This window comes from Nonomuraea sp. NPDC048892 (genome assembly GCF_040649735.1).
Taxonomy (GTDB): Bacteria; Actinomycetota; Actinomycetes; order Streptosporangiales; family Streptosporangiaceae; genus Nonomuraea; species Nonomuraea maheshkhaliensis.
On sequence record NZ_JBEZFZ010000001.1, the window covers coordinates 194,903 to 214,629 of the forward strand.

Sequence of the window (19,727 nt, forward strand, 5' to 3'; positions counted from 1 at the left end):
TTGCCTCTGGATCCGGCGTAAACGGAATCGGTGGCGAGGGTGGCGGTTATGAAGTCGATGATTGTCGGGCTCGCCCTCCTCAGCACGTTGCACCACGGCTGGGAGGACTTCAGGACCGAGCAGCCGCTGTACGTGTCTGGCACGGTGAGCGAGATCAGGTGGGGCAACCCGCACCCGGAGGTGCGACTGCGCGTGGCCGCCCCGGTGCGGTTGCCGTCCGGGCTCGCCAGGCGGTCCATCCCGGCCGAGCTGGAGGAGCTCGGCGGACGGGAGGTGCTGCGGCGCACCCAGGCGTTCGACGGGCGGGACGACGAGGTGGTGCTGATCCTCGCACCGGTGGAGCGACTGATGGCCTGGGGAATGCCGGACCGGGTGAAAGAGGGCGAGCGGCTGGAGGCGGTGGGGTACATCCATCGCGAGCATACGGAAGAGTTCCGGCCGGAGCTGCTGATCAGGCAGGACAGGCGGGCGATCAGGCAGCGCTCGGTCCCCCTCCCGGAGAACCCGCCCCCGGCCTCGCCCGGCTCCGAGACCGGACCCGCCGACGCCGCCCCCGCCGCCGGGTCCGCCGGCAGCACCGGCGCGGGGCCGCTGCCGTGGCTCGTCGGGGGCGGCCTCCTAGTCGGCGGCTGCACAGTCGTCGCGGTATTGGTGAGGAGGAGACGGGGTGGAGACGCTCACGTGGCTTGAGAGCACCTGGCTGGCGGAGTTCGTCAGGGAGACGCCGTGGGTGTACTCCTCGCTGGAGATCGTCCACCTCCTGGGGATGGCGCTGCTGGTCGGCCCGGCCACCCTGTTCGACCTGCGACTGCTCGGCGCGGGGCAGGGCGCGATCTCGGTGTCGGCCGCGGCGCGGCACCTGCTGCCGGTGGCCCGCACCGGGTTCGCCGCCGCTGCGGCGTCCGGGGCGGCGATGTTCGCGGGCAGCGCCAGGGAGATCGCGGGCACCGGCGCCGCGCCGGTCAAGCTGGCCCTGCTCGGCGTCGCCGGGTTGAACGTGGCCCTGTTCCACCTCGGCGTCTATCGCCGTGTGGGCGCGTGGAACGGCGACCGCCGCGCACCGGCAGCGGCCAGGGCGGCGGGCGCCGTCTCGCTGGTCACGTGGACAGGGGTGCTCGCCTGCGGACGGCTGATCGCCTACACCTGACCCGTCATCCCGTCCCGGCCCCTGGCCAGGCCCACCAGCAGTGCTGCTCAGTAGCAGCAGTGCGGGCAAGGGCAGCAGGCACCGGATGACGGCGTACACCGTGGACAAGATCACGAAACCTGATCCCAGCCGACCCGAACCAGCCGCTCGGCGCCCTCACCTCTTCCGTCCCACCGGACGAGGGCCTCTGCCCTGAAAGACTCCCCCACAGGGCATCCCCGCCCACCACATCACCGAGCGTTTGGGCATGCCCGCTGTGCCGGGCGGGCCGCAACTCGTCTGGGGTGCCGACCGAACCACGAATGACCACGATCTGCCGGGGCGGGCGGTGGCACACAGATGCCCACGCGCGGCATCGCGCGGACGCCCGGCTTGCCGGCCGTCCCCGCGCGCGTTCATGCCGCCCTCGCCAGGACGGAAACGCTGAGGAAACGGCCGATGGCGCATGACTGGTCCTTTCGGCGAGGAAAGGATTCCATTCGTGAACCGTGCGACCGCGACCGGCGTGGCGCTGGGCGCTCTGCTGACGAGTTCCCTGGCCGGGACGGCGCCCGCCGTGGCCGAGACCCAGGACAGGCCGGCCCTCATCGTGTGGCAACAGTGCCCGGCGTACTCCGACGACGAGTTGCGCTCACGAGGGCTGAAAGAGAAGCAGTTCGCGACGTTCAGGCAGTTGCTCGGCCGCGCGGAGTGCGGCGCCCTGAGTGTTCCCCAGGACTACGCTGCCCCCGGCGGCACACAGATCACCATCGCCCTGACCAGGCTCAAGGCCACCGACCAGAAGCGCAGGATCGGGAGCCTGGCGTTCAACCCGGGCGGGCCGGGCGGCAGCGGCTACCTGATGCCGATCGAGCTCGTCACGAAGGGCGTACCGCTGGACGAACGCCATGACCTGATCGGGTTCGACCCAAGGGGCGTCGGCCACAGCACCAAGACGGCCTGCGCCCTGAGCCCGGGCGAGCGCCAGATCGGACCGGTCACCGAGGAGCAGGCCAGAAGGGCCTACGACGAGACGGTCGCCAGGAACCAGGCGTGCGCCCGCTCGAGCCCCGCCTTCCTGAGGCAGCTCACCGCCGCGAACGCGGCCCGCGACCTCGACCGGCTCCGCGCCGCGCTCGGCGAGCCGAAGATCAGCTTCTACGGCATCTCCTGGGGGACCTGGCTCGGGGCCGTCCTGCGCAGCCTGTACGGCGACAAGGTGCACCGAATGTGGCTCGACAGCGTGGCGCCGCCCGATCGCGGCCGGGACCACGCGGCCGAGTTGCGCGCCGTGGCGAGCGACCGCGTCTTCCGGCGGATGACCGCCTGGATCGCCGAGCGCGACGACACCTACGGGCTGGGCACGTCCCGCGAGCAGGTGGTGTCGGCGCTGACGGCGATGCGGAAGTCGCTCGACGCCGAGCCGCTGACCTTCACCGACCCCGGCCTCACCGTGGATGGGGGCCAACTAGCCGAGGCCGCGGGCCGCTCCAGCGTGAGCTGGCCCGACGTCGCGCAGGCGTTCCAGGAATTGGCGGACGCGAAGGGGCCGACGGCGCCGCCGGCCGTCAGGAAGGTGTTCGGCGGCGGCTCGCGCAGCGACGGGTCCGACAGGACGGCGAACCTGGCCTACGTCTGCAACGAGGACTCGGGCTCGCGGGCTTTCGAGCCGGCGTGGAAGGCGTATCAGCAGCGCGTGCAGCGCTACCCGGTGACCGGCCGATCCAGCGCCTACGTGCCGACGTGCGCGGGCTGGCCGCCAGTGGTGGACGAGACCTCTGTCAAGCGCGGGGGCGGCTCGCTGATGTTGTCGGGCCACCGGTACGAGACCCTGGCGCCGTATGAGGGGACGCTGGACATGCACGAGACCATCGGCGGAACCCTGGTGACCATCGACGACGACGTGCACGGCTCCGCGGCCCGGGTGCCCGGCTGCATCACCAAGATCGTCGACTACTTCGAGACCGGGCGGCGTACCAGCACCTGCCCAGGCTCGCCGCTCCCCTCCTGACGGGAACGGACGAAGATAGGGCCCGGCGCCATCCGCCGATGGGGCCGGGCCCTGTTTCACCGTGTCCGGTACCACAACTCGCTCGTAGCGCTGGCCTGCCGTTTCGCATGTCGTCAAGCGGCTCTGCCATGCTCACGGATCAGACCGCGAACGGCGCAGGGGAATCCAAGCAGTTCAAGCCGCATGTGATCCGGTCATTGTCCATGGCCAGCGGAGGGGGCACATGTGCGACACCGCCCGCGCTGGTGAAGCGCCGTTCCGTGCCCCCGCACTTGCTACGCGGCCATGAGCACCTTCTCCACCTCGGCTGCCGCTGCTGGAGGTTGACGTGGCCTGCTCCGTTGGGGGCGAAGAACGCTACGGTTGCCATACCGCTGTATTATAATACATCGGTATGGAAAAGGAGGCATATGCCGAAGAGGGTCGATCACGACGAGCGTCGTAGGCACATCGCAGAGGCGGTGCTGCGGATCGCCGGCCGCGACGGGCTCAACGGTGCCAGGCTGCGTGACGTCGCCGTCGAGGCGGGCATGTCGCTCGGCTCCGTGCAGCACTACTTCGCGAGCAAGGACGAGATGCTCCGCTACGTGGTGCACTACCTCGGCGCGCACATCACCGAGCGGATCGTGGCGGGGATGTGCGCGCCCGACGTGGCGTCCGCGTCACCGGTGCGTTCGTTCCTGTTGTCGATGGCCTCGGAGATGCTGCCGCTGGACGACCGTCGCCGGGCCGAGCGCCGCGCGGGGCAGGCGTTCACCGCCCTGGCCGTCGGCGTGCCCGAGCTGACAGAGGACCTGGGGGATGGCGACCGACGGCTGCACGAGCGGGTCGCCGAGCTGATCGACCAGGGACAGCGGGACGGCGAGTTGCGCGCTGGGCTAAACCCCCGGCTCGAGTCCGTCGTGCTGCTCGCCATGATCGAAGGGCTCGGCTCCGACCTGCTCCTGAGCGTACGCGACCCCGAGGAGGCCCTCGCCGCCGTCCGCTACCACCTGGACCGGCTGACCCCCGGCTGAGTTCCTTACTGCGCTACCAGAATCCGGTGACCTCCGCGCAGGGCACGCCACGCGAGTTCAGCGATGAGGCGGTCGTCGCGACGCGATGAAGGTCCTCTCGAAGGGCAGGGTGAGGACGCCGTGCCTGGCCGGCAGGCGGCAGAATCTCTCGCTCATCACCGACAGTTCGCCAAGCCGGCACCTGCCAGGTCGCGATCGGCCCCCCACGACCGGATCCAAGCCCGCTACGCCTTCTACATGTGAATGGTGTCGGGCTCGGAGAACCGGCGCAAGCCAGGACAGGTGCAGGACCCGGGTCAGGCCGAGCACCGTGCCGAGCCGGTCCAGGGTGCTGGGCCCGGCGGCGGGGCGAGGCGGCCCTGCCGTGCACACTAGGCGAGGCCGTCAAGCCTGGTGAAGGCGTCTTCGACCAGCTCCGGAAGCTGGGCCGGGTCCTCGGCGATCTGCATCGCCGTGTAGAGGCAGGCCAGCGACACCTGCGTGGCCAGCGTCGCGACCGTGCGGGTGGCATCGTGCTCGGTCAGGACGTCGATGATCGCGACGGCCTCCTGCTGCTGTTTCAGTAGGAGGCGCGCCATCAGTTCGGGGTGGCGACGCAGCAGCCTGGCGTGCACGGCGGACCGGACCGGCGCGGTCGTCCACCCAGTCAGACCTTCGCGGGTGGCGGCGCGGATGGCGCCGAGCGCTGTGCTCAGCGAGTCGCCGATCGGCGCGCGCCGTTCGGCCTCCTGCCTCAGCGTGCCGATCAGGGCCGCGATGGTCCGCTCGTCGTCGGCGAACACGACCTCCTGCTTGTCGCCGAAGTAGCGGAAGAACGTCGTGCGCCCGACCTCCGCCCGCTCCGCGATCTCCGTCACCGTGACGTCGTCGAACCCGCGCTCGCCGAACAACTCGTAGGCGGCGGTGATGATCGCGTTGCGAGCCTTTTGCCGCTTGCGCTCTTGGAGTGACTCGGCCGACATGAAAACAGTCTATCCCGATGGAACTCGATACAGTATGGTACTGAGTACTGATCGGTATCGAGTTCAGGAGAAAACCGCTGAAGATCGGCCTGCTGGGCGCGGCCTTTCCCGTACGGCGGTCACCACGGGCGATCCCGTGCTCAAAGAGGTGCAGGACGCCGTCATCACGATGAGTCCGCTCGACGACATCTACCGGGCGGCCAGGCGGCCGCCCGGAGGCAATGGAGGTTGACACATGAAAGAGCGATCACGAGGCGACGGGGTGTCGCGCCGCGGCTTCCTGCTGACCTCGACCGCGGTGGCGGCGAGCGCCGCCACCGCGGCGCATTCCCGGCCGGCCATGGCAGCGCGCGCTGCCGGGAGCGCTTCGGGCGCCGTGGAGGTCTCGCTGGAGGTGAACGGGGCGGCGCGCACACTCAAGCTCGACGCGCGCACCACGTTGCTGGACGCGCTGCGCGAGCGGCTTGATCTCACCGGCACCAAGAAGGGCTGCGACCGCGGGCAGTGCGGTGCCTGCACCGTGCACGTCGGCGGCCGCCGGGTTCTGTCGTGCCTGACACTCGCGGCCGGCCTCGTCGGCAAGGTCGTGACCACCGTCGAGGGACTGGCGGACGGGGAGCGACTGCATCCGGTGCAGCAGGCGTTCGTGGAGTGCGATGGGTTGCAGTGCGGGTTCTGCACGCCGGGACAGGTGATGTCCGCCGTCGCCTTGATCGAGGAGGGGCACGCGGGGTCGGAGGACGAGATCCGCGAGTACATGTCCGGAAATATCTGTCGTTGCGGCGCTTATGGGCAGATCGTGCAAGCGGTGCGGATGGCGAGAGAGGGAGAGTGATGCGGCCGTACACATATGCCACCGCGAGCAGCGTGCACGAGGCGCTGGAGCAGGCCCGCGACGGATCCGTGTACCTGGCGGGCGGGACAACGCTGGTGGACCTGATGAAGCTGGAGGTCGTCGCCCCCGCGCACGTCGTGGACATCACGGCCGTGCCACTACGCGGCATCCGGGCCGAGGCCGGGAGCCTGTTCATCGGGGCCATGGAGCGCATGGCCGACGTGGCCGGGCACGAGCTGGTGGCAGGCCCGTACCCGGTGCTGGCCGAGGCCCTGCTGCGGAGTGCCTCGCCGCAGATCAGGAACATGGCCACCATCGGCGGCAATCTCCTGCAGCGCACCCGCTGCGGCTACTTCCGCGACCCGGCCACCCCGTGCAACAAGCGCTCGCCCGGCTCCGGCTGTCCGGCCGTCGAGGGGCACAACCGCGCGCACGCCATCCTCGGCACCAGCGACGCATGCGTCGCGACCCATCCCAGCGACCTGGCCGTCGCGCTCACCGCGCTCGACGCCCGCCTGTCGCTGCGCGGCCCCGCCGGAACGCGCACGCTGCGGCTGGCCGACTTCTATCGCCTGCCCGGCGGCACGCCGCACCTGGAGAACGGGTTACGGCCGCGCGAACTGATCACCGGGGTGACGGTGCCCGCGCTGCCGTGGGCGCGCACGTCCACGTACGTGAAGGTGCGTGATCGGCAGTCGTACGAGTTCGCGCTCGTCTCCGCAGCCGTGGCCGTGCACGTGATGGGCGGCGTGATCCGTGACGCCCGCGTCGCGGCGGGCGGCGTCGGCACTCGGCCGTGGCGGCTGCCCGTCGTCGAACGGGCGTTGAAGGGCAGGCCGATGCGGCTGGAGACGTTCGAGGCCGCGGTGGCCCAAGCGGCCGACGGGGCCCGGCCACTGGCTGGCAATGCCTTCAAGCCGGCGCTGCTGCGCCGCACCATCGTCCGCGCACTCGTCCACCTGGCAGGCTGACCATGGCACAACCCGCGATGAACCGGATCGACGCCCGCGCCAAGGTCACCGGCGCGGCCAAGTACGCCGCCGACCACAGCCTGCCCGGGATGGCCTACGGGCACATGGTGACCAGCACGGTCGGCAAGGGCCGGGTGAGCTCGATGAACCTGGGCGCGGCTCGCGCCGCCGGTGGCGTGATCGAGATCTATACCCCTGACAACCGGCCGGCGTTCCATGGCACGCTGCCGCCGCCCATGAACGTCTTCGCCGAGACCCGCCATCCCCTCGCCGACCGCGAGATCCACTACTACGGCCAGGTCGTGGCGCTGGTCGTGGCCGAGAGCATCGAGCAGGCCCGCGATGCTGCGGAGCTGGTCAAGGTGACGTACGAGGCGCAGGCCCCGAACTCCGACTTCGGCCAGGCCAAGCAGCATCCCGCGGAACCGCCCGTCCTCCCGGGGCTACCACTCGGGAAACTGATCGAAAAGCCCCACCGCGTCGACATACAGGCCGCGCTGGCCGCGAGCGAGGTCAGGGTGGAGGAGACCTATGACGTCCCGCCCCGGCACCACATGATGATGGAGCCGCACGCGGCCGTGGCCGCCTGGCAGGACGGCAAGCTGACGATCTTCAGCGGCACCCAGGGGCCGGCAGCGCACGCGCTGGAACTGGCCACCGTGCTCGGCGTCCAGCCCACCGACGTGCACGTCGTGAGCCCGTATGTGGGTGGCGGCTTCGGCGGCAAGGCGTTCACCTGGGCCCCCACCCTGCTGGCCGCGGCCTCCGCCCGCGCGCTCGGCCGTCCCATCAAGATCGTGACCAGCCGCGAGCAGCTCTTCACCGTGACTGGCCATCGGCCGGCTTCGTCGCAGACGTTCGGCCTCGGCGCGCACAGGGACGGGCGGCTCAACGCCATCAAGCACCACACGATCAGCCAGAGCATCGTGGAGGACCCCGGCTACCGCACCACCCAGAAGTACTACGCCACGCCGAACGCCTACATCAAACTGGAGATCACTCCTGGCATGAACCTGCCCACCGCCACCATCATGCGCGCCCCCGGCGACGAAGCCGGCAGCTTCGCTCTGGAGAGCGCCATGGACGAACTGGCCATGCGCCTCGGCATGGACCCCATCGAGCTGCGCATGAAGAACTACCTGGAAGGCACCCTGATCGAAGGAACGCCGTTCTCCAGCAAGCATCTCGAAGAGTGCTATCGCGTCGGCGCCGAACGGTTCGGCTGGTCGCGCCGCCGCGCCCGGCCAGGCGCGGTCACCGACGGCGACTGGCTGATCGGCATGGGCATGTCCACCGCCATCCTGGATTCGGGACGGGCCCCCACCACAGTGCGCGTAACCTTCCGCCCGAACGGCACCGCCACCGTGGCCTGCGCCACCTCCGACGCGGGCACCGGAATGTGGACGATCATGGCCATGGTCGCGGCCCGCGCCCTGGAGGTGCCCGCCGACCGGATCAAGCCCGCGCTCGGCGACTCCCAACTGCCCGTCGCGGGCGGCAGCGACATGTACGGCGCGGTCGGCTCCGCCGCCACCGCGACCGTAACGCCCGCGATCCTCGTCGCGGCCCAGGAAGCGATCGACGCGCTGGTCGAGCACGCCCGCACGGCCGGCGGCTCACCGTTGCGCGGAATGGGTGACATACGGTACGACAAGGGCCGCCTCCTCGGGGAGGGAACGTCGGCCGAGTTCGGCGAGTTGCTCACCCTGACCAGGACCGCCGAGGTCGGCGCCCAGGGAACCACCTCGGAGCCGGACCGCAGCCACGCCTACGCCTCGTACGCCGCACACTTCTGCGAGGTCAAGGTCAACCGGTGGACTGGGGAGCCGCGCCTGTCCCGCTTCACCACCGTGGTGGACGCGGGCACCATCCTCAACGCCACGACCGCACGCAACCAGATCACCGGCGGCGTGCTGTTCGGGCTCGCAGCGGCGATGTTCGAAGAGGGCAAGGTCGAAGGCGCCACCGGCCGTATCTCCAACGCCAACCTCGCCGACTACCTGCTCCCCGTCAACGCCGACACCGCAGAGATCGACGTTCACTTCCTCGACTACCCCGACACTGGGCTCAGTCCGACAGGTGCGCGCGGAATCGGCGAACTCGGCACGGTTGGAGCAGCTGCCGCCTTCGCCAACGCCGTCTACAACGCCACCGGCAAACGTGTTCGGAGTCTGCCCATCACAGCCGACAAATTGCTCACCTGACCGGGATCAAGCGGAGGAGAAAGGGAACCTCGACGATGTCGGCTGTGATGAGCCGACGTAGGAGTGCCGATTCGATCGCTTCCGTGTTTGGCCGAGTCCGGCGCTGGCTGCAGCTTGTGGTCCGGACCACACCATTGGCCAGGACGACGGTGGTGGCTTCTGCGAGCGAAGGGCCAGGGTCAGGGGCGCGTGTCCGGGTGGAGGGCTCGGGCGCACAGCGTGAGCGCTTCCGTGAGTGTCGCGCGGTCCGGGTCGTCGATCTCGGCGAGCATGACGGCTTCGATGCTGTCGAGGGAGCGGTCGCATCGCCGGAGGGTGCCCAAACCTTTCGGGGTAAGGCGGGTGCGCAGAGCGCGGCCGCCACGGGGATGCGGGTCGCGGCGGATCAGGCCGCGTTGCTCGAGATCGCGGATGACCAGGTTCATCGCCTGCGGAGTGACGAAGGCGATGCGGGCCAGGTCGGCCGAGGATGGGGCGTCGCGCAGGCGCAGCTCGCTGAGCGCCATGTATCCGGTGGTCGTCATGCCGTGCCGGGCGAGCGCTTCATCCAGGCAGGCGCGGATGCGGCGTTCCAGCCGGAACACCAGGTAGCTCACATGGGGCGGCGGTGCGTCCGGCGCAGCGGCGGCGGGGACACCCGGATCGGTCACCAGGAGACGATATCGCGCCCCGTCAGGACAGGGCTCCCATGTAAGTTTCCCACCTCGTTATCAAGGACCTTGATAGCAAGGTACTTGATAACCAGGGGAAACGGCTTACTGCCAGGTGAACTGGCGGGCATGCGCACCAAGCATGCATTGACGGTGGATCGTCGCCCTTTTATTTTCCAGCGACCGACGTCAATAGGCGGCGGACCGATCCGCGGCGCGCCGCGGACATGGAGAGGAGGAGCGCGAATGAGACGATTGACCACGGTGCTGGGCAGTGCCTGCGTCGCAGCGCTCTTTGCCGTCATGACCGTTGTACCAGGATCGCCGGCCGTCGCCGCCACCCTGGTGGAGGTGACCAGCTTCGGCAACAACCCGGGCAACATGCGGATGCACGTCTATGTGCCGGACTCGCGCCCGGCCTCGCCGGCGATCGTGGTCGCGATGCATGGCTGCGGTGGCTCCGGTCCCGGCTTCTACCAGGGCAGTGAGTTCGCCTCGCTGGCGGATCGATATGGCTTCATCGTCATCTACCCGACCGCCACCCAGTCGGCAGGGTTCGGCAACTGCTTCGACACCTGGTCGGACGCGGCCAAGCAGCGCGGCGGCGGCAGCGATCCGGTCTCGATCACCTCGATGATCGACCATGTCGAGCGGAACTACCAGGGAGACCCGAACCGGGTCTACGCCACTGGAAGCTCGTCCGGCGGCATGATGACCCAGCACATGCTCGCCGTCCACCCGGACGTGTTCAAGGCAGGGGCCTCCTTCATGGGTGTGCCCTTCAACTGCTTCGCCGGCGCCTCCGACTACCCGCCCGGAAGCAGCAGGTGCACCGGCGGAAGCATGGACCGAACACCCCAGCAGTGGGGCGATGCGGTCCGCCAGGCGTACCCGGGATATTCCGGCCCCCGCCCGCGCATGCAGCTGTGGCACGGCACCAGCGACACCCTCGTGCCCTACTCGCTGCTGCGAGAGTCGATCGAGCAGTGGACCAACGTGTTCGGGCTGAGCCAGACCCCGACCGGCACCGACACCCCGCGGGCAGGCTGGAACCGCAGCCGGTACGCCAATCCGTCCGGCACCGTGCAGGTGGAGGCGTACAGCATCCAGGGCGCCGGGCATGCTCTTCCGCAGAGCGGTATGGCCCTCTACGCCATCGAGTTCTTCGGCTTGACCACCAGTCCGACCGACACCACACCACCGACCACGCCAGGAACGCCGGTCGCGTCCAACGTGACCGCCGCCAGTGTCACGCTGACCTGGACCGCGTCCACCGACCAGGGCGGCTCCGGCTTGGCCGGCTACAACGTCTATCGGGAGCAGGGCGCCCCCGACCCACAGCTCGGCCAGTCCACCACCACCTCGATCACCCTGACCGGGCTGAGTGCCAACACCCAGTACCAGGTGTACGTACGGGCGCGTGACGGTGCGGGCAACCTGTCGGGCAACTCAGCGCCGGCCACCTTCACCACGGCCGCCACCGGAGGCGACACCATGCCGCCGACCGCCCCGGCCGGGCTCACCGCCTCGGGCACGACCGCAACCGGCACCAGCCTGACCTGGACGGCCTCCACTGACGACACCGGTGTGACCGGCTATGAGATCCTGCGCGCTCCCGGCGCGATGGGCGGCACGTTCACCCAGGTCGGCACCTCGGACACGACCTCGTTCACCGACACGGGCCTGTCTGCGGACACCACATACCGCTACCAGGTCCGGGCGCGCGATGCCGCCGGCAACGTCTCACCGGTCTCCAGCACCGTCCAGATCACCACTCAGGGAGGTACGACCGGTGCCTGCTCGGCCACCCCGACCGTGCAGTCCCAGTGGGGGAACGGGTATGTGATCCAGCCGCTGACCATCACCAACACCGGCACCTCGACGATCACCGGCTGGACCGTCACCTTCACCCTGCCGGCCGGGCACACCCTGACCGGCTCGTGGAACGCCACCATCACCACCAGCGGGCAGACCGTCACGGTCAGAAGCGTCAGCCACAACGGCACGCTCGCGCCGGGAGCCGGCACCACCAGCTTCGGCTTCCAAGCGAGCAGGCCCAACGGCGACACCGCCCTGCCGTCCGGCTACACCTGCGCCTGACCGACAGCCTCACGCGGTATGGAGAACGTCATCAACGATGACCGGCTGAGTGAGCTTGCCGAGAGACCGGACGTCCTCACCCGCCGGGACCTCGGCGAGGCCGGAACGCCTGGTGTGAACCCGTCGCCTTCGGCACTCGCAGGCGGCCGTCCCGTTCGCCCCTGGCCGTGACGTTCGTTGTGCATGCCCCGGTCGTTCAACTGGGCGATGTCAGGTCACACTACGTGAATCCGGCATGTCAGGCCAGGAACATCAGCAGGCCATGTGCTTCCAGTGGCGCTCAGCCCTCGGACACGCACTCTGCTACACGTTGGGCCTCGCTTCGACTGTGACAACCCTCTGCAAGGGGTCATAGACGAGGCGGAGGCCCATCTGTTTGTAGAGGTCGTTCCTATCGGCCGGGTCAGCACCCCTGGGGAACTCGGCCATTGTGGGGATCATCTCTTTGATCTCCTTCTCTGTGATCTCACGCTTTCTGTTGATCGCCCGCATGCGACCGTCTGCCTGCACCCGCTCGGCTCGGGTTTCCGCCATTCACTTGCCCACCTCCCGCGGGTCGCCGCCCGCGTCCAAGGTCGCCCGGTAACGGACCATCCGCTGATCGCAGTCGTCGATCGTCTTGCGGGCGGCCTCGATGGCAACGCGGTCGAGTTCGTTGTTCTGGGCGGCCAGGAGAGCCTGGACGGTCTGTTCGAGAGCGGCCGGGTCGAAGATCTGGCCGAGCCAGGGGTCCAGTTCGGCAAGGATGTGATCCTCGCGGACATAGACGGTGCGAGGATGCTCGATCTTGTTGGCCAAGGCATACTCGACGGGGAACTTGCACCGATAGTGGGCGCGGCCGTTGTTCCACGTTCCTTCCATACGCCGCTGGCACACACCGCAGTGCAGCAGGTGCCGTAGAACATACGGGCGCGGTGTGCTGCGCGGCTTACGACGCGTTGCCGGACGGTTCGCAGCTTTCTTCCCCGGCTGGAGCACGCCTTGCAGGCGACGAATCGGAGTTGAAGTCACCGAATATGACCTCTGACCGCGTTGTCGTAGTCGGGGCCGGCGTCTCGGGCCTGACCACCGCCGTCGTCCTGGCCGAAGCCGGCCACAACGTGCACGTCATCACCGCCGAGCTTCCGGGGGTCACGTCGCTGGCCGCGGGCGCGATGTGGGGTCCTTACCTGGTCGAGCCCAGCCTGCAGCCACCATCGTCAACTGCGCAGGACTGTCGGCTCGCTCGCTCGCCGACGATCCTGGTGTGCGTGCCATCCGCGGACAGCAGGTGGTGGTGACCAACCCCGGCCTGACGGAGTTCTTCTCAGAAGACACCGGCATGTCGCCCGATCTGTTGTGCATCTACCCTCACGGCGACATCGTCGTCCTCGGCGGTACCGCCATCGACGGCGACGAATCTCTGGACGTCGATCAGCAGGCCGCCGAAGCGATCCTCGCCCGTTGCCGTGCGGTCGAACCGCGGCTCGCGCAAGTCCGCGTTCTCGACCATCGCGTTGGGCTACGGCCCACGTGTGATTACGTCCGCGTTGATGAGGATCCAGATCGCAAGTTGCTCCACAATTACGGACACGGCGGAGCAGGGGTTACTCTCTCCTGGGGCTGCGCGTATCAGATCCAGAGCATGATCGGCTGATCTTAGCGAGGGTTATCTGGACTGCTTCAACGGGCACGATCTACGCGAATTAATCGTTAAGAAGCCAGTCCGCATCCATGCACCTCGTGTCGACTGCCCAATTGGCGCCCTCCATGACGAGAAGCTGTATAGCGAGGCCGCGCAGTAGAGAGGCTTCCGACGGAGCCGAGTGAGCACCGCACGCGGAACCCATACGAGGTTCTTCAGAGGCGCTAGCTGAAGTCTGTCGGAGAGTGGAGTGCACGGCGGGGCATTTCGGTGAGAGAGCCGACATCTACGGTAGGTCTGCGAGTGTCAACCTTCGCCGCCTTCAAGACCGATCAGGGGCCGCCAGAGGGTGCCCGGCTGGCTGGAGCTGCGGAAGGAGGAGGGGACGCAGTGCACTCAGCGGTGCTGGAGCACGAGGTCGGCGGCGGCCCGGCTGCTCTCCACGGTCCCCTCGTAGAGGGCGGGAGAGAAGCCGGCCGAGCGGCCGAAATGCGGTGCCTCGGCCAGCGTCACGAAGTAGCGCAGCTGACGTAGTTCCATGCCCGCCGCCCCTCCCTGAACCCGGGATCAACGCGATCACAGACATGGCAGCGCGAGGACTGGGCAAGAGGTGGGCGATCCGGTCACTCCCGCCGAGAGGTCTCGCCGCCCTTACCCCGCCCGCGCCTGGCTGGTGATCGCCGGTGGTGATAGGCCTGGCTCAAATCGGTGATTTCCGCTCCGGCGAGCCTGCTGGATGATGCAGATCACTGCATGTACGACACCACTCACGCTGGCACCCTCACAACGTGTTCATGCCGCCTCAAGCCCGCGGCTCTCTTGTCTCGCACTCCGTCGTAGGAGTTTGGAGCCCGGCATGAACGCCCCGGACACCACCGATTCCCCCGCAACCGAGATCACAGCCATGATCGCGCCCACCCCGATCATCGATGCCAGCCGGCTCGTGCGCATCGTCCCGCTCGCCGACCGTCCGGGCCTGCGGATCGCGGGCGAGCTCGACCACGCCACCCTGCCCGCCCTGGCTCGGGCGCTGGCCTCGATGGCGCGTGGCGGCGCCGGCTTCTGCGTCGATCTGAGCGACCTGGCGTTCATCGACACCGGCTGCCTGCGCGCCCTCGTCAGCGCCGCCGCCGCACTCCACGACGGCGGCCGTGACCAGGTACTGACCCTGCGCTCGGTGCCCCCACAGATGCGACGCCTGCTCAAGCTCACCGGCTGGCACCAAACGCCCGGTCTTCACCTCCAGGCATCGGCGCGGCCCGGCTGACCCCACGCCTTGCCCAGCTCACTCATGGGTCCACCGGCGAGGCGGTGCGCGAACGCTCGCTGCGCGCCTTGCGGGGCAGTCCCAGGCCCGGCGCGGGAGATGCGCTTCTCCGCGAAATCCAGCGGCAGGAGCCCATCGACACCGGCCCTCCGGCCCAGATGCCTGGGCGGCGAAAGCAGTCTGCTGGAGATGCGGGAAACCCCTACGAACAGCACGAAAGGAACTGATCATGGCCACCACCAAAGGGCAGCAGCCCGCCCCCGTTATGAACGCCCCGCACGCAGGGACGGCGCACCGGCCCGCCGACTACGTCTGGGCCGCCGCACGGATCAGCATCGGCTGGATCTTCCTGTGGGCCTTCCTCGACAAGACCTTCGGCTGGGGACTGGCCACACCGGCCGGCAAAGCCTGGATCTCCGGCGGGAGCCCGACCACCGGCTTCCTCAAGGGGACCGGCGAGAACGCGCTCGGCGCCTTCTTCTCCAGTCTGGCCGGACAGCCCTGGATCGACTGGCTGTTCATGCTCGGCCTGCTCGGCATCGGAGTCGCTCTGCTCCTGGGCGCGGGCCTGCGGATCGCCGCGGCCACCGGCGCCGTGCTGCTGGTCTTCATGTGGGCCGCCGAACTGCCGCTGGCCAACAACCCGTTCATGGACGAACACCTCATCTACGCCCTCGTCCTGGTCGGCCTGGCCCTGGCAGATGCCGGCGACACCCTCGGCATCGGGAGAATGTGGGGCCGTACCGCACTGGTGCGCTCCTACCCAGTGCTGAAGTAGCCGCCGACGGCGATGCCCACCCTCGCGGGTGGGTGTCGCCGCGACGCGCACAGATCAAACGGATCAGGAGCGTCTCCACGGTGTCCCCGGACGGCACCAAGTGGTTCGCCGGCCCCCGAACAGTTCGGCGTCACCGGCGCCGCCCCCGGCACGCTGTCCCGACCTGTACGGCGTCATCACCGGTGGTGGCCGGGTTCTGCTCGCGGTTGCGGATCCGAAGCTGGTGGGTGCGGCCTGCCCGGTGCGGGATATCGCGGAGCTGACCCACGGGCAGGTGATTGAGGTTGTATGCGGCCATCTAAAACTCCAGGTCGGCGGACAGGACATGTCCGGCTGGTGAGACCCGGCCATCGGGGCCTTCAGAGCCCGCCCGACATGGCGATCACGGCTGATGACGGGTTGAAGGGGATCAGTCGGCGCACCTTGTGCCGGCTACCGCCCCGCGAGCCGACGGACCCTGTCAGCCCGTGTTCCTCGTGGCGCTGACCCTGCGTACGCTCATCGATTCCAGTGATAACCGGCCACGTCATTGCTCGTTTCGCCGTCATGGCGCCAGGGAGGAAGCTGGGAGTCCAAGCCGCTTGAGCGCGGTGAATATCCTCCTGCACAGAGGTCAGGCCGACGGGCAGACGGATCGTTGTCCAGCCCTGGGCGATGGTCGAGCAGGTGGTGAAGGGAATCACGATGAGTCTCGGCAGGAAGATCAGGGACAAGGCGCAGGCCGTCAAAGGCTGGGTCAGGCAGCGTTTGGGCCGCGCCACCGGTAACCAGCGCCAGCAGGCCGCGGGCAGAAACGATCGGGTCATAGGCAATCTGAGGCAGGCGGGCGGGAAGGTTAAGGACGCCTTCAAACGCTGATTTTCCTCGGCGAATGATCACAGACGCCGGAGCTCAACCAGTTCGTCATCGCTCTGTGCCGCTCGGCCGGGTTCGCTCCCCCCATCTACGGGGGCACCGTCGAGAGCCCCTCGGGACGCCGACCTCCTCCTGCGTCGCTGTGTGTACTGCGTACTCTCCTCTTGAAGATCCGCAGTGGACCAGTCGGGATCGGCGATGCGCCGTCGGCCCACGTCCCAACTTCTGCCTTCGCACCGTCCTATCCGGCCCGCACGAAGGCATGACATCTGCAGGAGGCAGGCATGTCCATCATGACCATGGTCTGTGTGGTCGTCGCAGTGGCAGTGGTCCTGGGGCTGGCCACCGGCTACGCCCTGCTGCGCCAGAGGCGGCAGGGCCTTCGCCGGCGCTTCGGCTCCGAATACGAACACACCCTGAACGAACCGGACAGTCGCGGAGAGGCCGAGCGGGAGCTACGCGCCCAGGAGAAGCGCTTCGCCACGCTCGACGTCACCCCGCTCACACCCGCCTCCCGGCAGGCCTACGCCGGTCAATGGACCAAGCTCCAGGAGCGGTTCGTGGACGCCCCCGGTCCCGCCGTCACCGAGGCCGACGAACTGATGACAGCCGCCATGGCCGAGCGCGGATATCCCACCGAAGGCTTCAAGCAGCAGCTGGCGAATCCGTCGGCGGTGCACAGCCGTACCCTGCGGCACTACCGCCAGGCTCACGACATCAGCAGGCGCGTCGCTCCGGGCGAAGCCTCCCCCGAGGACCTCCGGCAGGCCATGGTGCACTACCGCATCCTGTTTGAGGAACTCCTCGACGACGATGGCGAGCACCACCCTCAACCGGCCGAGGTTCCCCACGAGCGACCGGCACTTGCCGACGACTCCCTGCAGAGGTGACTCGACATGGACATTCGCAACGACCCCGAACGTAGCGATGAGCGACTCGACGAATTCGCGGGCACGCCCGCCGCTCGGGCCCGTACCCTCTGACACACACACGTCGGCGCCGACGCCCGCGCGACGCGGTGCAACGCGCCGACTCCCTCCTTGGCGAAGTAATGGCCTCGGTTCAGCATCGGCGGTGGCCCCTACCATTGAACGGCCCCTATTCGGGCTGCCGCCGTGACGGCCCGGTTACGGAGATGTCCGGCGAGCCGCAGCAGTGGCCCGATCAGCAGATAGGCGCCCACTGCGAGGCCGTAGGCGAGGTAGATCCACTGGCCCGTGGTCAGGAGCTTGGCGCCCGCCACGAACGGATACCACAGCGCGCTGAACTCCGGCGTGTAGAAGCAGATCGGAGCCTCATACTGGCCGGCTCCATCAGGCCAGCACACTTGGGGAACGTCGACATCTCCGAATACCGCGCCGTTGAGCCCAGCCCAGATCGACAGCCCGAGCGCCAAGACTGTGACGAGGTCGGCCACGACCGACCCACCCGGCCGGTAACACCGTACGGCCAGAGCGAACGCTGCGGGCACCGCCGCGAACAGCAGATATCGCGGCCCCCAGAACGATGAACCGCTCCATGACCAGTACATCGCATACAGCAACAGCAGACCGAGCACGAATGCCAGCCACAGATCGTAGAGCTGCCGTCCGGCGGGTAGATGGCTCAGCCGCTGCCGTACGGGCAGGAACAACCCGGGAGCGAAGAACAGCAGGCCTTTGCCGAAGGAGAAGACCAGCGACAGCAACCCGAAGAAGATCGGATAGCTGAAGCCCGGCAGACCCGAGTACGGCATGATCGTGCGGTTCCCGCGGTCCTCTGCCTCATAGCCGGTCGTGAACGGACTGCCGCGACGCAACCACGCCTCTATCATCACCAGCCCGACCGCCGCACACACCGCCAGCAGCCAGCGCAGTCGCCGGACGTCCCAGACCCATCTAACGGTCATCAACGCCATCGCGGGCAGGGCAGCGGGCGTGCTGGCGACCCCGATGACGACCGTGAGCCATCCGGGCAAGGCCCTGCCTACGACCAGTGCGACCGTCCCGGTCAGAACGAGCATCGCGGTGAACAGCTCACCGTTGTACCCCAACTGATGGTGGGCGAACATCGACGCGAAGACCAGCAACAGGATGAACCGCCGCAGGAGCGGCCGGGGCAGCTGGTTCCGCAGAGCGAACCAGACGAACGCCACTCCCCCCATGAGCAGGAGAGGGTTGTAGCGCAGCGTCCACCACGCCGGCGAGCCGAACAGGTTCCCGATCAGCCAGAGCGGTGCGGAGAGCAGCGGCCCGACCATCGAGTACTTCCCGTCCGGTACGGTCCCCTGCGTGAGCAGGGCCGTCAGTTGGAAGTAGCGGACCGAGCCGTCACCCCAGTCCAGCCGGGGCAGCAGGAAGAGCATCCCGGCGAACCCTGCGATGATCAGGCCTGTCTCGACCCGTGCGGCCACGCGATGGTCGTCCTCAGAAGGCACGTGGACCTTAGGGCGCTCTAGGACTCTGATGCTCACATTCCAAGACCATGACGGATTGCCGCCCAAGAGAATGCCAAAGACACGGTCTTGCATCCTCACGAGCAACCGGTCTTACCCGATGCGCCTGCGCGGGTGACGGTCGGCGTAGGCGCGGTTTCGGGCACCAGGCCAGATGACGAGGCGGCCGACCTCTGATTCAAGATCTGAAGGTCGGCCGCCTCATGATTCGCCATAGGGTCAGCGGGACGGAATCGTCAGCCGGTCACCCGAAGGTTCTTCCTGACCAGTTTAGGAGCCGGGGCCAGGGCAAGCCTCTGAGCGCCGGCCGAACGGTATTTGACGTCCTCGAAGCAGGGCTTCTCGTTGCAGGGCTCATGGATGACGGCCTCCCTGTCGCAGCCCTCACGGTACCCATGGTGGATCGAGGTCTCGGAGTAGCACATGCCCTTGCCGCAGGTCTCGCGGTACCCATGGTGGATGGAGGTCTCGGAGTAGCACATGTCCTTGCCGCAGGCCTCACCGTGCCCGTGGTCGACAGAGGACTCCGGGTAGCATGGCGCCTTCTGGCAGGGCTCGTGGTGTCCGTGATCATAGAAGCATGGCTTCATCGGCTTGATCGGCTTCGGCTTCTTGGTGACCGTCGGGGTCACCGTCGGGGTCACCGTCGGGGTCACCGTCGGAGTGACCGTCGGGGTCACCGTCGGGGTCACCGTCGGAGTGACCGTCGGGGTCACCGTCGGAGTGACCGTCGGAGTGACCGTCGGAGTGACCGTCGGGGTCACCGTCGGGGTCACCGTCGGGGTCACCGTCGGAGTGACCGTCGGAGTGACCGTCGGAGTGACCGTCGGAGTGACCGTCGGAGTGACCGTCGGAGTGACCGTCGGAGTGACCGTCGGAGTGACCGTCGGGGTA

General features: G+C 68.3%; 22 protein-coding genes. 15 read left to right on the forward strand and 7 right to left on the reverse strand.

The genetic code is table 11. The features are described from left to right. Window positions 1–48: 48 nt before the first annotated feature. The 4 genes from AB0C28_RS00905 (at window position 49) to AB0C28_RS00920 (ending at window position 4,153) form a co-directional block, all read left to right on the forward strand. Entirely contained in the window at window positions 49–690 is a 642-nt protein-coding gene (locus AB0C28_RS00905) for a hypothetical protein (RefSeq protein WP_358072538.1), read from the forward strand. Then, complete coding sequence (locus AB0C28_RS00910; RefSeq protein ID WP_358072540.1) at window positions 668–1,147, forward strand: hypothetical protein; 480 nt, start codon at window positions 668–670, stop codon at window positions 1,145–1,147. Before AB0C28_RS00905 ends, AB0C28_RS00910 begins: the two co-directional genes overlap by 23 nt. A 481-nt stretch (window positions 1,148–1,628) precedes the next feature. Beyond that, a complete protein-coding gene (locus AB0C28_RS00915; protein WP_358072542.1) occupies window positions 1,629–3,137 on the forward strand; it encodes an alpha/beta fold hydrolase in 1,509 nt (502 codons plus the stop codon). A gap of 410 nt (window positions 3,138–3,547) precedes the next feature. Continuing rightward, on the forward strand, window positions 3,548–4,153 hold the full coding sequence (locus tag AB0C28_RS00920) for a TetR family transcriptional regulator C-terminal domain-containing protein (RefSeq protein ID WP_358072544.1): 606 nt from the start codon (window positions 3,548–3,550) through the stop codon (window positions 4,151–4,153). 371 nt (window positions 4,154–4,524) lie between these two features. On the opposite strand, the gene AB0C28_RS00925 is transcribed toward AB0C28_RS00920, so the two are convergent. Continuing rightward, window positions 4,525–5,115, reverse strand: coding sequence for a TetR family transcriptional regulator (locus AB0C28_RS00925; protein ID WP_357840400.1), 591 nt, complete (start codon window positions 5,113–5,115; stop codon window positions 4,525–4,527). A gap of 340 nt (window positions 5,116–5,455) precedes the next feature. On the opposite strand from AB0C28_RS00925, the gene AB0C28_RS00930 reads away from it, so the two are divergent. Genes AB0C28_RS00930 through AB0C28_RS00940 form a run of 3 tightly spaced genes read left to right on the forward strand, consistent with a single transcriptional unit; the run spans window position 5,456 to window position 9,125 of the window. Continuing rightward, entirely contained in the window at window positions 5,456–5,950 is a 495-nt protein-coding gene (locus tag AB0C28_RS00930) for a (2Fe-2S)-binding protein (protein ID WP_358073172.1), read from the forward strand. Continuing rightward, window positions 5,950–6,921, forward strand: coding sequence for a xanthine dehydrogenase family protein subunit M (locus AB0C28_RS00935; protein WP_357840397.1), 972 nt, complete (start codon window positions 5,950–5,952; stop codon window positions 6,919–6,921). The genes AB0C28_RS00930 and AB0C28_RS00935 overlap by 1 nt, the downstream gene beginning before the upstream one ends. Window positions 6,922–6,923: 2 nt before the next feature. Further along, window positions 6,924–9,125: a xanthine dehydrogenase family protein molybdopterin-binding subunit gene (locus AB0C28_RS00940; protein WP_358072546.1), complete on the forward strand. Its 2,202-nt coding sequence runs from the start codon at window positions 6,924–6,926 to the stop codon at window positions 9,123–9,125. Window positions 9,126–9,304: 179 nt separating this feature from the next. Here AB0C28_RS00940 and AB0C28_RS00945 read toward each other — a convergent pair whose 3' ends face one another. Then, the gene (locus tag AB0C28_RS00945; protein ID WP_358072548.1) at window positions 9,305–9,775 is read right to left on the reverse strand and encodes a MarR family transcriptional regulator; all 471 of its coding nucleotides are present in this window, start codon (window positions 9,773–9,775) and stop codon (window positions 9,305–9,307) included. A 246-nt stretch (window positions 9,776–10,021) separates the two neighbouring features. Here AB0C28_RS00945 and AB0C28_RS00950 point away from each other — a divergent pair, with 246 nt between their 5' ends. Beyond that, the gene (locus AB0C28_RS00950) at window positions 10,022–11,875 is read left to right on the forward strand and encodes a PHB depolymerase family esterase (RefSeq protein WP_358072550.1); all 1,854 of its coding nucleotides are present in this window, start codon (window positions 10,022–10,024) and stop codon (window positions 11,873–11,875) included. Window positions 11,876–12,178: 303 nt separating this feature from the next. Here the strand turns inward: AB0C28_RS00950 and AB0C28_RS00955 are convergent, their stop codons facing one another. After that, window positions 12,179–12,409 (reverse strand): hypothetical protein, encoded by a 231-nt coding sequence (locus AB0C28_RS00955; RefSeq protein WP_358072552.1) that lies wholly within the window; start codon window positions 12,407–12,409, stop codon window positions 12,179–12,181. Beyond that, window positions 12,410–12,886: a zinc ribbon domain-containing protein gene (locus tag AB0C28_RS00960; protein WP_358072554.1), complete on the reverse strand. Its 477-nt coding sequence runs from the start codon at window positions 12,884–12,886 to the stop codon at window positions 12,410–12,412. It lies immediately after the preceding gene. Window positions 12,887–12,891: 5 nt separating this feature from the next. Here AB0C28_RS00960 and AB0C28_RS00965 point away from each other — a divergent pair, with 5 nt between their 5' ends. Continuing rightward, window positions 12,892–13,155, forward strand: a complete 264-nt coding sequence (locus AB0C28_RS00965) for an FAD-dependent oxidoreductase (RefSeq protein ID WP_357840383.1) — start codon at window positions 12,892–12,894, stop codon at window positions 13,153–13,155. Beyond that, window positions 13,071–13,511 (forward strand): FAD-dependent oxidoreductase, encoded by a 441-nt coding sequence (locus AB0C28_RS00970; RefSeq protein ID WP_357840701.1) that lies wholly within the window; start codon window positions 13,071–13,073, stop codon window positions 13,509–13,511. Before AB0C28_RS00965 ends, AB0C28_RS00970 begins: the two co-directional genes overlap by 85 nt. Window positions 13,512–13,895: 384 nt before the next feature. On the opposite strand, the gene AB0C28_RS00975 is transcribed toward AB0C28_RS00970, so the two are convergent. Further along, window positions 13,896–14,039, reverse strand: coding sequence for a hypothetical protein (locus AB0C28_RS00975; RefSeq protein ID WP_357840380.1), 144 nt, complete (start codon window positions 14,037–14,039; stop codon window positions 13,896–13,898). A gap of 316 nt (window positions 14,040–14,355) precedes the next feature. Between AB0C28_RS00975 and AB0C28_RS00980 the strand changes: the two genes are divergently transcribed. The 4 genes from AB0C28_RS00980 to AB0C28_RS00995 all read left to right on the forward strand — a co-directional run bounded on the left by AB0C28_RS00980 (window position 14,356) and on the right by AB0C28_RS00995 (window position 17,289). After that, window positions 14,356–14,766 carry an STAS domain-containing protein gene (locus AB0C28_RS00980; RefSeq protein WP_357840377.1) on the forward strand — a complete coding sequence of 137 codons (411 nt, stop codon included), beginning with the start codon at window positions 14,356–14,358 and terminating at the stop codon, window positions 14,764–14,766. A gap of 265 nt (window positions 14,767–15,031) precedes the next feature. Beyond that, window positions 15,032–15,544: a hypothetical protein gene (locus AB0C28_RS00985; RefSeq protein WP_357840698.1), complete on the forward strand. Its 513-nt coding sequence runs from the start codon at window positions 15,032–15,034 to the stop codon at window positions 15,542–15,544. A 654-nt stretch (window positions 15,545–16,198) separates the two neighbouring features. Next, window positions 16,199–16,402 carry a CsbD family protein gene (locus AB0C28_RS00990; protein WP_357840374.1) on the forward strand — a complete coding sequence of 68 codons (204 nt, stop codon included), beginning with the start codon at window positions 16,199–16,201 and terminating at the stop codon, window positions 16,400–16,402. A 281-nt stretch (window positions 16,403–16,683) separates the two neighbouring features. Continuing rightward, window positions 16,684–17,289 (forward strand): hypothetical protein, encoded by a 606-nt coding sequence (locus AB0C28_RS00995; RefSeq protein ID WP_357840371.1) that lies wholly within the window; start codon window positions 16,684–16,686, stop codon window positions 17,287–17,289. 191 nt (window positions 17,290–17,480) lie between these two features. Here the strand turns inward: AB0C28_RS00995 and AB0C28_RS01000 are convergent, their stop codons facing one another. Then, window positions 17,481–18,791, reverse strand: coding sequence for a hypothetical protein (locus AB0C28_RS01000; RefSeq protein WP_357840368.1), 1,311 nt, complete (start codon window positions 18,789–18,791; stop codon window positions 17,481–17,483). 278 nt (window positions 18,792–19,069) lie between these two features. Then, complete coding sequence (locus AB0C28_RS01005) at window positions 19,070–19,465, reverse strand: hypothetical protein (protein WP_358072556.1); 396 nt, start codon at window positions 19,463–19,465, stop codon at window positions 19,070–19,072. On the opposite strand from AB0C28_RS01005, the gene AB0C28_RS01010 reads away from it, so the two are divergent. Further along, a partial coding sequence (locus tag AB0C28_RS01010) for a hypothetical protein (RefSeq protein ID WP_358072558.1) occupies window positions 19,449–19,727 on the forward strand: 279 nt, incomplete at its 3' end. The genes AB0C28_RS01005 and AB0C28_RS01010 overlap by 17 nt on opposite strands.

Coding starts and splice junctions, on each gene's coding strand:
- AB0C28_RS00990 (WP_357840374.1), top strand. CDS start 16,199: ATGGTCGAGCAGGTGGTGAAGGGAATCACGATGAGTCTCGGCAGGAAG.
- AB0C28_RS00955 (WP_358072552.1), bottom strand. CDS start 12,409: ATGGCGGAAACCCGAGCCGAGCGGGTGCAGGCAGACGGTCGCATGCGG.
- AB0C28_RS00935 (WP_357840397.1), top strand. CDS start 5,950: ATGCGGCCGTACACATATGCCACCGCGAGCAGCGTGCACGAGGCGCTG.
- AB0C28_RS00905 (WP_358072538.1), top strand. CDS start 49: ATGAAGTCGATGATTGTCGGGCTCGCCCTCCTCAGCACGTTGCACCAC.
- AB0C28_RS00920 (WP_358072544.1), top strand. CDS start 3,548: ATGCCGAAGAGGGTCGATCACGACGAGCGTCGTAGGCACATCGCAGAG.
- AB0C28_RS00930 (WP_358073172.1), top strand. CDS start 5,456: ATGGCAGCGCGCGCTGCCGGGAGCGCTTCGGGCGCCGTGGAGGTCTCG.
- AB0C28_RS00965 (WP_357840383.1), top strand. CDS start 12,892: ATGACCTCTGACCGCGTTGTCGTAGTCGGGGCCGGCGTCTCGGGCCTG.
- AB0C28_RS00925 (WP_357840400.1), bottom strand. CDS start 5,115: ATGTCGGCCGAGTCACTCCAAGAGCGCAAGCGGCAAAAGGCTCGCAAC.
- AB0C28_RS00980 (WP_357840377.1), top strand. CDS start 14,356: ATGAACGCCCCGGACACCACCGATTCCCCCGCAACCGAGATCACAGCC.
- AB0C28_RS00985 (WP_357840698.1), top strand. CDS start 15,032: ATGAACGCCCCGCACGCAGGGACGGCGCACCGGCCCGCCGACTACGTC.
- AB0C28_RS00940 (WP_358072546.1), top strand. CDS start 6,924: ATGGCACAACCCGCGATGAACCGGATCGACGCCCGCGCCAAGGTCACC.
- AB0C28_RS00995 (WP_357840371.1), top strand. CDS start 16,684: ATGTCCATCATGACCATGGTCTGTGTGGTCGTCGCAGTGGCAGTGGTC.
- AB0C28_RS00975 (WP_357840380.1), bottom strand. CDS start 14,039: ATGGAACTACGTCAGCTGCGCTACTTCGTGACGCTGGCCGAGGCACCG.
- AB0C28_RS00950 (WP_358072550.1), top strand. CDS start 10,022: ATGAGACGATTGACCACGGTGCTGGGCAGTGCCTGCGTCGCAGCGCTC.